This window comes from Meridianimarinicoccus sp. MJW13, assembly GCF_014901205.1.
Taxonomy (GTDB): Bacteria; Pseudomonadota; Alphaproteobacteria; order Rhodobacterales; family Rhodobacteraceae; genus Meridianimarinicoccus.
The window spans coordinates 20359-33482 of record NZ_JACNMU010000009.1 but is presented as its reverse complement, the minus strand read 5'-3'; the positions used below and the strand labels follow the sequence as shown (position 1 = coordinate 33482).

Annotated in this window: 10 protein-coding genes; 3 read left to right on the top strand and 7 right to left on the bottom strand. The window is 61.0% G+C overall.

Annotated features, from left to right (window positions below):
* Nucleotides 1-39: 39 nt before the first annotated feature.
* On the bottom strand, nucleotides 40-1641 hold the full coding sequence (locus H8B03_RS16030) for a DUF1254 domain-containing protein (RefSeq protein WP_193142904.1): 1602 nt from the start codon (nucleotides 1639-1641) through the stop codon (nucleotides 40-42).
* Between the two features lie 369 nt (nucleotides 1642-2010).
* On the opposite strand from H8B03_RS16030, the gene H8B03_RS16025 reads away from it, so the two are divergent.
* Nucleotides 2011-3054, top strand: coding sequence for a helix-turn-helix transcriptional regulator (locus H8B03_RS16025; protein WP_193142903.1), 1044 nt, complete (start codon nucleotides 2011-2013; stop codon nucleotides 3052-3054).
* Between the two features lie 33 nt (nucleotides 3055-3087).
* Here H8B03_RS16025 and H8B03_RS16020 read toward each other — a convergent pair whose 3' ends face one another.
* Nucleotides 3088-3636, bottom strand: coding sequence for a methyltransferase domain-containing protein (locus H8B03_RS16020; RefSeq protein WP_319022495.1), 549 nt, complete (start codon nucleotides 3634-3636; stop codon nucleotides 3088-3090).
* Between the two features lie 570 nt (nucleotides 3637-4206).
* On the opposite strand from H8B03_RS16020, the gene H8B03_RS16015 reads away from it, so the two are divergent.
* Nucleotides 4207-5643: an NCS1 family nucleobase:cation symporter-1 gene (locus tag H8B03_RS16015; protein WP_226926022.1), complete on the top strand. Its 1437-nt coding sequence runs from the start codon at nucleotides 4207-4209 to the stop codon at nucleotides 5641-5643.
* A 111-nt stretch (nucleotides 5644-5754) separates the two neighbouring features.
* On the opposite strand, the gene H8B03_RS16010 is transcribed toward H8B03_RS16015, so the two are convergent.
* The gene (locus tag H8B03_RS16010; RefSeq protein ID WP_193142901.1) at nucleotides 5755-6897 is read right to left on the bottom strand and encodes a DSD1 family PLP-dependent enzyme; all 1143 of its coding nucleotides are present in this window, start codon (nucleotides 6895-6897) and stop codon (nucleotides 5755-5757) included.
* Nucleotides 6898-7021: 124 nt separating this feature from the next.
* Between H8B03_RS16010 and H8B03_RS16005 the strand changes: the two genes are divergently transcribed.
* Nucleotides 7022-7939, top strand: coding sequence for a pseudouridine-5'-phosphate glycosidase (locus H8B03_RS16005; RefSeq protein ID WP_193142900.1), 918 nt, complete (start codon nucleotides 7022-7024; stop codon nucleotides 7937-7939).
* 114 nt (nucleotides 7940-8053) lie between these two features.
* Here H8B03_RS16005 and H8B03_RS16000 read toward each other — a convergent pair whose 3' ends face one another.
* The 4 genes from H8B03_RS16000 to glyA form a co-directional block, all read right to left on the bottom strand.
* The gene (locus H8B03_RS16000; protein WP_193142899.1) at nucleotides 8054-9211 is read right to left on the bottom strand and encodes an MFS transporter; all 1158 of its coding nucleotides are present in this window, start codon (nucleotides 9209-9211) and stop codon (nucleotides 8054-8056) included.
* Between the two features lie 259 nt (nucleotides 9212-9470).
* On the bottom strand, nucleotides 9471-10322 hold the full coding sequence (purU, locus tag H8B03_RS15995) for a formyltetrahydrofolate deformylase (protein ID WP_193142898.1): 852 nt from the start codon (nucleotides 10320-10322) through the stop codon (nucleotides 9471-9473).
* 22 nt (nucleotides 10323-10344) lie between these two features.
* Nucleotides 10345-11766, bottom strand: a complete 1422-nt coding sequence (locus tag H8B03_RS15990; protein ID WP_193142897.1) for an L-serine ammonia-lyase — start codon at nucleotides 11764-11766, stop codon at nucleotides 10345-10347.
* A 3-nt stretch (nucleotides 11767-11769) separates the two neighbouring features.
* A complete protein-coding gene (glyA, locus tag H8B03_RS15985; RefSeq protein ID WP_193142896.1) occupies nucleotides 11770-13044 on the bottom strand; it encodes a serine hydroxymethyltransferase in 1275 nt (424 codons plus the stop codon).
* Between the last annotated feature and the right edge of the window lie 80 nt (nucleotides 13045-13124).

The window sequence follows — 13124 nt, the reverse complement described above, 5'->3', positions numbered from 1 at the left end:
CACCTCGCGGGCAGGTTGTTTGTCTGGCGGGTCACCCGATCATTCCACGGGCGTGATGTCGGTCGGTTGCCAGCTCTTGTCGAAGAAGGCCGGCATCGGGCTGTAAAGCCGCAACAGGGTGACCCAGCCCTTCTTGGGATCGGTCTGGATCCAGTTGCCGCGGGCAACGCCCTCGGGCTGCTCAGGCGCGAACCAGATGGTGGTGGCGCCATCTTCGGCCACCTCTGCCGCGGGCGAAGGATAGCTCTGCGACCCCGCGCGCGGATACTTTTGCGGCGTCTTCAGCATCGACCGGGTCTGGTTGTCATAAAGGGTGAAGGACCAGAACGCCTCGGCCGGGATGCCCTTGGGAAGGGTCACCTTGTAGGTTCTGGCCCCGTCGAACCAGTTGCCGCCCGCATCCTTCGTGGCGAACAGATATTGCGAGCCGACGCCGGTCAGACGCATCGCCATTGCCGGGGTGATCCCGGTGGCGTTGTAGAAGAACGACGTGCGCGCATCGTTGTGCTTGTAGCCCGTCGGCGGATAAGGCTTGGCGCCGTCCTTGGTGATTTCGGGCAGCGGGGCCTCGAAGTTGTAGCCGCCCTGGAACAGGGGGTTCCACCACTGCAAGCCCTCGTACCAGAACCAGTCCGGATCGCGCGGTGCGAAACCCAGCGTCCGGCCGGTGGCATTGCCCAGTTTCACGGCCTCTTCAAGAATGCCTTTCATCCGGTCGTCGGGGGCAAATGCCTGTCCCTTCCGGATCCCGATGGCCGCGACCGGCCCCATCAGTTCGGGATCGATCACCGTCGCGGGGTTGTCCTGCACCAGCCGGTTCAGCATCTCGAAATAGCTGTAGTCGCTGGGCGGGATGGTGTTGATCGCAAGCCCCGTGCCCTCGTGGAAGACCGTCGCCTTGGGCTCGGCATTGCGGCCCAGTTCGACCCCGCCCTCAAGGAAACGGGCGATGGACATGCCGACGCCACCGGGCGCGTAGGGATAGATCTTCAGACTGTCCTTGACGACCTTGACCGTCGGCGCCGGATCATCCTTTGTCAGGAACGACCGGCCCAGCACCAGCACGCGGTTGGTCTGGGAACGGCTAAGGTAGAAGCCGTCTTCCGGCAGGTAACCGTCGTAATCCGGCCCTACCAGAAGGTATTTGCCACCCTCGCCGCGATCCGGTCCCGGACGGCCAAAGTCGGTGACCCAGCGAAACCACATGTCATCGATGGTGCCAAGCGCGTCGGGCGGTGTCTCGATCACCATCGGCCCGTCGGCCAGGTTGACGAAACCAAGGTAGTACACTGTGTCGGCATTGGCGGTCAGAAACAGCGATTCCGAATCCATCAGTTCCGAGAACAGCAGCATCTCGTTGTCCTTGATGCCCGCCGCCTGGAACCCTTCCAGCGCCGCCTGCACGCTGACCCCCTTGAAGGTGTCGGTGAAGGCCCGGAAGGCATAGACCGTATCAAGATTGTCATAGACCGCCGAAACCGTATCGGCACTTGGCGCGCCATCCTTGAAGCTGAGCGGTCCGATGGTCGACTCGACACTGTCCGGGGTCGAGATGGAGGCCAGCGACTGTTCGGAGACCTGCGCGACCGCCGTCGTCGCGGCAAGGAGAGAGGCGGCAGCAAGCGGTGAAATCAGCTTCATTCGGGGTGATCCTTGGTGAGTGTTCATTCAATTGCGCAACGGTAGCGCCACAATCGCGCACCGTGCACGTGTTTTCCCTTCGACAGGCGCAAGGCCGATGGCGAGAAATTCCGGGAAATTGTTAACAGAGGCATCGCGATCCCCCTTACCATTTCCCGCCAAATTGTCGTTGCGGACACCAGCGCAACCGTGACCGGACCCTGTCGTCATGGTCGACACCGGCCCCAGCCGCCCCGCCCCTGAAACGCGCCGGAATACCAGCCACTATCCTGTCGCCTTTGACCCGCGTCGGCCTTATAGTTACCCGGCGTCAGAAAAGCGTTTTCCGTTTGTCCTGCCGTGCCACGCGGCAAGTTCCTGGAGACCCCCATGCGCAAAGTGCCGCTTGTCCGGGCCGCACATCTGAATGTCTACCTGGAGGTCCTTCGCGATCTGGGGGTGCCGGTCCACAAGGGCCTTGATCGCGCGCGGCTTCCGACAACCGTGGATGAGACCCCGAACTACTATCTCAGCGTGCCGCTTGTGCTGGATTTCGTGTCCGCCCACGGCGGCTACGGCGCCGCCATGGAACTTGGCTTTGCCGCCGCACAGTCGATGGGACTGGAAGGACTGCGACCGCAAACCCAATCGGCCATCCTTGCCGCGCCCAGCGGGCTGGCGCGGGTGCAGGCTGCGGCAACGCGCGCACAGCAGGAAAACGGCGCCCTGTTCGCCCGCATTTACGCGCATGGAGATGACCTGCGCGTGGTGTGCGATATTGCCGGCTTTGATGACAGCCCGGCGCTGGCCTATGCCGAGTGGTTGCAGGTGCAGGCCTTCGTGTCGATCGTGCGCAGTGTTGCCGGCCCGTTCTGGTGCCCTGCCGAGATGACTTTCATTTCGAAACGCGCCCCGCCCGCCGCCGCGTGCGAGGCCTTTCCGAACACCCGCATTCTGATGGGCCGCCCGCATACCACCATCCTGGTTCCACGGGAGCTGCTGGGCCGCCCCTGCCCCGTGGACCCCGCAACATTGGCCTTGGCGAAGACACCGCCGGCGCCGGGATATCTGGCAACGGCCGAGATGATCCGGGAAATCCTGAAGACCTATCTGCACGACCGGCCCCTTCGCATCGGCGACCTGGCAGAGATCCTGGGCACCAGCGAACGCTCCCTGCAACGCCACCTCGGCGCGCAAGGCCTGAAGTTCTCGCAACTGGTTGCCGAGGCCCGCTATCAGGTGGCCTGCGAGATGCTCGCGCAGCACGACGTGAGCATCACCGATGTCGCCTACTCGACGGGTTACGAGAACCCTTCGCATTTCTCACGTGCCTTCCGGCGGTTTTCGGGGGTGTCGCCCAGGCAATACCAGTGTTCCCTTCATCCGCATCCCGCGGAGCGCCGCAATATCGGCGCGTCGGCCAACGGGCGCTGACAGCCCGTCGTGCAGTAGGGGCGGGCCGCTGCCCTAGACCGGCGCCGCACCGTTGCGGACCACGTAGATGAACGCGGGTGGCAAGTTTCGAAGTTCAAAACCAATCTCAGGTTCGGTGCCAAAAAGATCCCGAAGATCGTTCCGCGACACCAGGGAATACTGAAACTGAAGGAGTTTTCCGTTGGGCCCAAGATGTTCGCGGATTTGGGAAAACACGTTCAGCGACACCTGCCTTGGCAGCGACGCAAAGGGCAAGGTCGATACGATGTTGTCAAACCTCTTGCCCGGAAAATGGTCGGATATCCTTTCGGCGGATGCCTCGACATAGGTCACCCTGGGATCGTCAACCATGAAGGCCCGGCATCTCTCGTCAATCTCGAAGACGGTAACGGTGCTGCGCGGCGTCATTCTCCTGACAATTCCTTCGGTGAAGACCCCTGTACCGAACCCCAGTTGCAGCAGCTCCATGTCCTGGGAAAAGTCCAGCCTTTCCAGCATCCTGCGCACCAGGAATCTAGAACTCGGGGCGATGGTCCCGCGTCGTCTGAACCAGTCGAAGCGGTTTGCAACATGAGTCAACACGGGGTGCCTCCTTGTGCTTGTGGCCTGCCCCCAGGCATCCCTCGTTCAAACGAAAACATGCATATGGAATTCTGGTAGTCCGGCGTGCCGTCCCGTGCAAGCGTTCGATCCGGCACTGTGCTCCACTTGGGCGGTGGCGGCAGGAATTGGCCATTTCCGAACATCAGGAAAAGTTGGGGATATGGGATCCGGGCCAGGGTGACGGGTGGTGACAGGTCCAAATGGCTTGGCCGCTGGTTCGGGCCTTGTTGCACAAATCGGCCGATGTCCGAACTTCACTTTCCCCCGGCCCGGCGCATCCCACGGCATCTGCGACGGATATGCGCGGGGCGGTCTAACGGTTGAGTAGGGGAACACGAGCGATCTTCTGTCCGGATCACGCTTGGCAAGGCACGTCGATGCCCCCTTCCCGAAAGCCCGTCTGTGTCCAACACCGGAACCAACGACGGGGTTCCGCCAAGACCTGCTTATAGAAGCATTGATACTATAAATGCTGAAAATGTCCCCCCTGTGCGAATAAGTGGCGGAATCGTTAACTCCGCCTCGTTGGCGGGACATTGGGAGGACAGCATGGCTTCGATGGATACTGGGCAAGTGACGCATGGCGGCACGATGGATGCAGAGGGCAACACCCTCAACCCAGCGGGCGCTGATGAAAAGACATGGGGATCGTTTGCGATCTTCAACATCTGGGCCAACGATGTTCAGTCTCTGTTTGGGTATTCGCTTGTTGCGTCGCTGTTCATTTCGTTCGGTGTCGGTGGCTGGACCGCCTTTGCCGCGCTGATCACAGCTGGCCTGTTCGTCATGTGGATGGTCAACCTGTCCGGTGCGCCGGGTGAAAAATACGGCATCCCCTACCCGGTTGTCGCCCGCGCAAGCCTTGGCACGCAGGGCGCGAAGCTGCCCGCCATTCTACGCGCCATCGTTGCCGTGTTCTGGTACGGCGTGCAGGTCTATTTCGCGTCAACAGCCGTTGCCCTGCTGATCTATTCCATCACCGGCGTGACCGGCGGCACGGAGTACTTTGGCTTGACGGTCGTTGACTGGATTTCGTTCCTGATTGTCTGGTTCTTCCACATCGTCATCTTCTGGCGCGGCATGAACTGGGTCGAGACCTTCCTGAACATTGCGGGGCCGTTCGTGTACCTTGTGATGATCGGCCTGGTTATCGTGCTGTGGCAGCGCTCTGACGGTCAGCTGCTTGAGGCAACGGCCACGATCTTTGCCAATCCCGAAGGCACCTTCTGGACCGAAGCCAAGGGCTTTATCGCGATTGTCGGTACCATGGTGGCCTATTTCGCGGCCGTCATGATCAACTTCAGCGACTTCTCGCGCTATGCCAAAGACAAGAAAACAATGGTCGTTGGCAACCTGCTGGGCCTTCCCTTCAACATGATCCTGTTCTCGGCGCTTGCGCTGTTGACCACCGGCGGCGCGGCCGTCGTGTTCGGGGAAGAGATCATCAACCCCACCGAAATCGTCGAGCGGACCGACAGCGTTCTGCTGGGCATCATCGCCGCGATCACCTTCTTCGCGGCAACGGTCGGCATCAACCTCGTTGCGAACTTCATCCCGGCGGTCAACGGCATTGCCAACCTGTCGCCCGAGAAGATCAGCTTCCGCAAGGCCGGCCTGATCACGTCGGTGTTCGCCCTGGTGATCGGTGGCATGTGGGTCAGCTTCATCAGCCAGGTCGGCATCGGTGGCTTTGTGAACACGCTTGGCGCGGTGCTTGCCCCCATCTTCGGCATCATGATCGTGGACTACTACGGTCACCGCAATCAGCAGTTGAGCGAAGCCGACCTCTACAACATGAACGGTGGCATCTATCACTACAACAACGGCTGGAATTCGGCCGCGGTGAAAGCCTTCGCGGCCGCAGCGATCTTCTCGGTCGCGACGGTCTGGGTGCCCTGGTTCTCCGTCCTGTCCGGTTTCAACTGGGTGATCGGCGCGGTTCTTGGTGGCGTCATCTACAACGCGATTGCGAAAAAACCTGCCTGACGACGGGCGCAGGACCAAGCAAGAAAATGGCCGATGGGGAGGCATCCCCATCGGCCTTTTCAATGAAAACGGAACGTCTTCCCAAGCCGGCCGGCAGACCGCTCGGCCTTGCTACCACCCGCCGAACCGCGACCACGTGGCCAGCGGCGCGCCATCCTTGGCGGGAATGACGTGGTACTGACCATGTTGCGCCGCCGTGGCGCAGGCGTGATTGGGCAAGATACGCAGTTTCGTACCCAGCGGCAGATCCGGGGCCGTGCCGTCGAACCCAGGGCGCGGCGCGATCACCCCATGCTCCTGATTTGCCTGAATGACGATCAATCCCGGAATGACACGGCCCGCGTCATCACAGACAATCCCATAGCCCTGATCCACCTGTTGGCTTGCTGTACCACGATCCCGCGACATCGCCATCCAACCTGCATCGCAGATCGTCCAGCCGCGCTTTGCCTGGTGCCCTATGACCGTGGTCAGCACGCTCAACGCGATGTCATCCAAGTCGCAAACGTCAATCCCCGCCATGACCAGATCAAAGAACACATAGACGCCGGCGCGCAGCTCCGTGACGCCGGTCAGATCATGGGCCGCATGGGCCGTGGGGGTGGAACCGACGCTGACCACCGGACAGGGCAGCCCCGCCGCGCGCAGCCTGTCGGATGCATCGACCACCGCGCGCCGTTCCTGTTCGGCGAAGACGGCCTGTGCGCCGCGCCCAACAGCGCCATAGCTTTCGCCGGCGTGGCACAATACGCCACACAACGCTGCACCCCCTGCATCCAGGACGCGCCCGACGTCGATCAATGCCGGGTCGTCCGCCGTCAACCCGCTGCGATGACCATCGCTGTCGATTTCTATCATGGCCGGGATCGCGACCCCGGAGTCCCTGGAAGCCGCCGCAACGGCTTCGGCCTGGGCGACGCTGTCCAACAGGACGATCAATCGACACCCCGCACGGTGCAGGGCAACGACGCGCTCCAACTTGTCCGGGCTGATGCCCACCGCATACAGGATGTCTGTGATCCCTGCGTCGGCAAAGACCTCCGCTTCCGCCAGCGTCGACACCGTCGCGGGACCATTGCCGTCCGCCAGAACATAGCGTGCGGCCGCGACGCTCTTTGTGGTTTTCAGATGCGGCCGCAAAGCGACACCAAGAGACGCCGCATGTTGCGAAAGGCGATCAATGTTGCGCTTCATGCGGGCTTCGTCGACCAGCAGGCAAGGGGTGGGCAAAGCAGACAGGCGGGCGTCGGGCATGGGGCACTCCGGCATGGTGGGTTCGAGAGATCATATCGGCAAATCAAGCCGGAACCACACAAGAGTTTCTTTCTGTAACGCTTGCCAATAGACTTTCGAAAACCTGCTGAAAGAGAAGAAGAACATGGCTCCCCTACCCGGCTTTATCGATATCCACGCGGATGTATTGAACGCCCTGGACAACGGCAAACCCGTCGTCGCCCTTGAAAGCACCATCATCACACATGGCATGCCATTTCCCGACAATGTCGACATGGCAAAGAACGTCGAAAGCATCATACGCGACCGCGGCGCGGTTCCCGCCACCATTGCCGTGCTTGATGGTCGCCTGAAGATTGGCCTGAGTGAGGATGAATTGCAGCGTCTGGCCAGAACCGAAGACGCGCTGAAAATCTCGCGCGCAGACATGGCCTTCGCGATCTCTCAGGGGAAAACAGCCGGAACAACCGTTGCCGCCACAATGATCGTGGCACGGATGGCTGGCATTCGGGTGTTTGCGACGGGCGGAATCGGCGGCGTTCACGCCGGCGCCGAAACCAGTTTCGATATCTCGGCAGATTTGACCGAACTTGGCAGAACGGATGTGATTGTCGTGGCAGCGGGCGCCAAGGCCATTCTTGATGTTCCCAAGACACTGGAAGTGCTTGAGACGCAGGGCGTCTCGGTCGTCGGCTACAAGACGGATACCCTTCCGGCCTTCTGGACAAGCGGCTCTGACCTGGCGGTTCCGCTCAGGTTGGACAATGTCGCTGATATTTCCGCATTTCAGAAGGTTCGCGACGAGCTTGGCCTTGGGGCGGGGCTTCTGGTCGCAAACCCAATTCCGACGGCAGATGAAATCCCGGTCGATATCATCAATGGATACATCCGCACGGCGCAATCAGAGATGGAAGCGCGGGGTATCTCGGGCAAGCAGGTGACGCCGTTCCTGCTGCAACGGATCTTCGAGCTTTCGGATGGGCAAAGTCTGAAGGCGAACATTGCCTTGGTCGAGAACAATGCCCGGCTGGCCGCTGACATCGCGGTCGCGTTCCACGCCTAGGATCCATCGTTGTCCCAGCCCAGCGTGCGGACAACGACCCAGGCATCTTCCGTAACGTGCCCTGTGCTGCGGGCAGCAATCGCGTGAAGCCCGCTGGCCGCCGCGCAGAAGCGCCTAGGCCAAGGATCGTCGAAGCGCCAAGGTTGCCTCGATCAAGGCCAGAACCGCAATGAAAACCAGCAGTGGCCATGTTCCGAATTCTACGATCATCCAGCCTGCAATCAGCGGGAACCCGAATATGCCAATGAAATAAGTGAGTGCGAAGAGTTGAAGGGTCTGTGCACCCAGGCTCTCGTCGGCATCGTTGGCGGCCATGGTGACAAGGATCGGATAGGATATTCCGTACCCAATCCCAAAAAGGACTGCCACGACCATGTACAATGGGAAACTTGTTCCGCTGAAAATAAAGATCACCACGCTGAAACACATCACGTACAAAAGAAGTGCAATCGTGCGATAGGGGTTATTGCCCCCCTTGAAGCGTGCCAGGATCAGACGGAAAATCACCACCGTAACGGTGTAGAGCAGAAAGAAGCTGGCGTAGTTCAGACCTCTTGCGTCGGCGAATACCGTTTGAAAATTGATCATTCCCGCAAAGACACTTGCGCCGAGACAGATCATCAAGATCGGCAGAAGAGAACGCGACGCCATCACGCCGGAGAGCGATGCCAATGTAATCCTGGACGGCGCCTCGGCACGGGGGCTGATCGCATGAGCCTTGATCGGAAGATCAAGAACCAGAAACAGGAAAGCGCTGATGACACAAAGGGCTGCGGTCACATAGAAGGCATGGCGGACGGAGAATCCCGCCCCCTCAAGAACAGAGGCCAGGACCGGAGAAAGGCCAAAGCCCGCCATGACGAATACTGAAAGCAGTGTGAAATAGCGCACCCGTGCGTCTGCGCTGACCAGCCTTGACAGAACAACCGGGCCCAAAGAATACGTAAGCCCCCATCCAAATCCCAGAAGCAGGCTGGCCGTGACCAGACCGACCCCTACCGTATCAAGGTAACCATAAAGAAAAAGGGACGCGGCAATCGCAATGCAAGCCCCGCTCAATGTGCGAAGCCGTCCGAAGTAATCCGATAAATGCCCCGAGAAGTAGACGGTCACGACCGTTGAGATCGTCGTCGCAAACAACATGCCGCCGACAATCTTTTCGTCGGCCCCGAAACTGTCAAACAGTCTGGGCAACATGAAGGTCAGCCCATAGGCTCCGGCTTGCAGGAAAATGGCGGTGAAGAATAGGAAGAAGAGAAATCCTCGTGACATGTTCACCGCCCTGAAGTGTGCTTTTCGCACAGCAAATCGAATGTAGACGTGCGGACCGGCAACGTACCGAATTTTCGAATCTGCGGAACTCGCCTGAACAAGACCTATCCCGGTCCGCCCTTGAACATCCACTTCCCTTTTGGAATTCGCCCCTCAATTGTCGGGAGTCGATCAGAGTCCACACCCTGCTTCCGCGGACACAGCCCGCAGCAGCATTGTTGTCCCCTCCCCCAGGACATTCGTCAATGATTGTCTCGGGTCACATGAAGACCAGCGTCCGTTGCCCGCTGAGCATGACGCGTCCTTCAAGGTGCATCTTGACTGCCCGCGCCAGAACCCGCGCTTCGATGTCACGTCCGACAGCGACCAGGTCGTCCGCCGTCATGGAATGGGCGACGCGTTCTGCCTCTTGCTCGATGATCGGCCCTTCGTCGAGATCTGCGGTAACATAATGCGCGGTGGCCCCGATAAGCTTGACCCCTCGTTCATGTGCCTGGTGATACGGCTTGGCCCCCTTGAAGCTGGGCAGGAAAGAGTGGTGAATGTTGATCACCCGCCCCGACAGCGCGCGCGTCATTTCGTCGGACAGCACCTGCATGTAGCGCGCCAGAACCACCAGATCAGCGTCTGTTTCTTCGACCAGCGCCAGCAGTTCCGCCTCGGCCTCGGCCTTTGTCGCGCGGGTGACCGGCAGGTGGTGGAAGGGCAGCCCCTCATGCTCGGCGATGCGGCGTGCATCGGGATGGTTCGAAACGATGGCAACGACTTCCGCATCGAGCCAGCCAACACGCACCTGGTAGAGAAGATGCAGCAAAGCGTGATCGAAGCGCGACACCATGATGAGGATGCGAGGCTTGCGCGCTGTATGCGTGAGGGTCATCTCCATCTCGAAGCGCGCCTTGATCGGGGCAAGCGCGTCGACGATGCGGCTTTCGTCGTCTTCCGGGGCCAGAAACGCCACGCGCAGGAAAAAGCGATCGCTCTGGCGATCCCAGAACTGCGCAGTTTCGACAAGGTTCGCGCCCTCGGCTGCCAGTGCGGACGTGACCGCCGCCACGATCCCCGGTGCGGCGTCACAGGACAGTTTCAGGATGAACTGCGGCTCGGTCATGACACCTGTGTCCGATCTGGATTCAGCATTCGGGCAGGTTGACGGCAAGGCCTCCAAGGCTCGTCTCCTTGTATTTGGTGTTCATGTCTTCGCCGGTCTGGCGCATGGTCTCGATGCAATTGTCGAGCGGCATGAAATGCGTGCCATCCCCGCGCAAGGCCAGACTTGCGGCGCTGACAGCCTTGATGGCCCCCAGACCGTTGCGTTCGATGCAGGGAACCTGCACCAACCCGCCCGCCGGATCGCAGGTCATGCCCAGGTGATGCTCCAGCGCAATTTCGGCCGCATTTTCGATCTGCTCGTTGGTGCCGCCAAGGGCTGCGCACAGCCCCGCCGCCGCCATGGCTGAGGCGCTTCCCACTTCTGCCTGACAACCGCATTCAGCGCCCGAGATCGAGGCCCGGTGCTTGATCAGACCGCCGATGGCCGAGGCTGTCAGAACCATGATCTCCACGCCCTCTTCGGTGGCACCGATGCACTGGTCGCGATAGTAGCGGATCACCGATGGCACCACGCCCGCCGCCCCGTTGGTGGGTGATGTCACGACCCTGCCCCCGGCCGCGTTTTCCTCGTTCACGGCCATGGCGTAGACCGACAGCCAATCCGTCGCCGCGTGCGGCTGGCGCAAGTTGCTGCCCTGTTCCGCCAGAAGCTGTTCGTGGATCGCCTTGGCGCGCCGCTTGACGCTCAGCCCGCCAGGCAAGATACCCTCCATCCGCAAGCCGCGGTCGATGCAGGCATTCATCACGTCGCAGATGCGGGTGATCTGGGCCGACAGTTCACGCGCCGAGATGTTCTGATGAGCACATTCATTGGCGCGTTTCATCTCGGCAATGCTCTTGCCCGAAGCGCGGCCCATTTCCAGCATCTCTGCCGCCGACCCGAACGGATAGGGATAGCCCATTGCCTCTTTCTCGGCATGCAGCGTCTGGGTCTTTGCGGATTTTTCGGCCTCAAGCTCGGCCTCGGTCAGGACAAACCCACCGCCGACCGAATAGTAGGTCTGCGTCAGGTAGGGATTGCCGCGCTCGTCGAAGGCGCGCAGCACCAGGCCATTGGCGTGGCCGGGCAGTGGCGGGCCATAGTCGAACACGAGGTCGGTTTCAGGGTCGAAATCAAGCGTGCCAAGCCCCGGCGGGCTGATGCGCTTGGTCTTCCTGACCTCGGCTACCAGCGCTTCTGCCGCGTCCGGATCAAGCGTGGCAGGCAGATAGCCGATCAGCCCCAGGATCACCGCGCGGTCGCTTGCATGGCCCTTGCCGGTGAATGCGAGAGAGCCGTGCAAGGAAGCACCCAGGCGGGCAAGCGTGCCCGCGCCGGGGATTTTTTCGGCCCCGACGCGCAGATCATCCAGGAAGCGCGCAGCGGCGGTCATCGGCCCCATCGTATGTGACGATGAGGGGCCGACACCAATCTTGAAAATGTCGAAGACCGACAGGAACATGGCTTACACGCCGTCGCTGTAGATCGGGTGCGCGGCACACAGGGCCTGCACCTCTTTCAGCACGGAAGCCTCGACATCGGCATCCCCTTCGGGATTCGCGGCGAGCGCGTCGATCACGCGCAGGATCAGTTCACCGACCTTGCGGAACTCTGCCTCGCCGAAGCCACGCGTTGTGCCTGCGGATGTGCCAAGACGGACGCCGGAGGTAACGAACGGTTTTTCGGGATCGAAGGGGATGGCGTTCTTGTTGCAGGTCAGCCCTGCCCGCTCTAGCGCGATCTCGGCGACCTTGCCGGTCACGCCCTTGGGGCGCAGATCGACCAGCACCATATGGCAATCGGTGCCACCCGACACGACGCCCAGACCACCCGTCACCAGCACGTCGGACAGCGCACGGGCATTGGCGACCACATCCTTTGCATACTGCTTGAACGAAGGCTCCAGCGCCTCGCCAAAGGCCACCGCCTTGGCCGCGATGACGTGCATCAGGGGTCCACCCTGATTGCCCGGGAAAACGGCCGAGTTGAACTTCTTGGCCAGGGCTTCGTCATTGGTGAGGATGATGCCGCCGCGCGGGCCGCGCAGGGTCTTGTGCGTGGTGGAGGTCACGACATGGGCATGGGGCACCGGATCGGGATACTCACCGGCCGCGATCAGACCCGCATAGTGCGCCATGTCGACCATCAGATAGGCGCCGACTTCATCGGCAATGGCACGGAACGCGGCGAAATCCATGTGCCGCGGATAGGCGGACGCCCCCGCGACAATCAACTTGGGTTTCGTCTCCAACGCGACCTTGCGCACATTGTCCATATCGATCAGCAGATCGTCCTTGGACACTTCATAGCTGACCACGTCGAACCATTTGCCCGACATCGTGACCGGCGAACCATGGGTCAGGTGCCCGCCATGTGCCAGATTCAGGCCCATGATGCGGTCGCCGGGCTGAAGCAGGGCCAGGAAAACGGCCTGGTTGGCCTGCGCGCCGGAATGCGGCTGAACATTGGCAAACCCCGCGCCAAACAACTTGCGCAGCCGGTCGATGGCGATCTGTTCGACGGTATCCACATGCTCGCAGCCACCGTAGTACCGGCGCCCCGGATAGCCCTCGGCATATTTGTTGGTCAGCACCGAGCCCTGTGCCAGCAGCACGTCGCGGCTTACGATGTTTTCGGACGCGATCAGTTCGATCTGGTTCTGCTGGCGGTCCAGCTCGTGGCTGACGGCTTCGGCGATGGCCGTGTCAGAGATGCGGGCAGTTTCGGCTTTGGCGAGCATGAAAAGGGTCCTTTCAGGCGTAGCAAGGGGATCGCACCCCAAGGCGGGGCGCGGTCAAGAGAGGGTCGAGTAAATTGAGT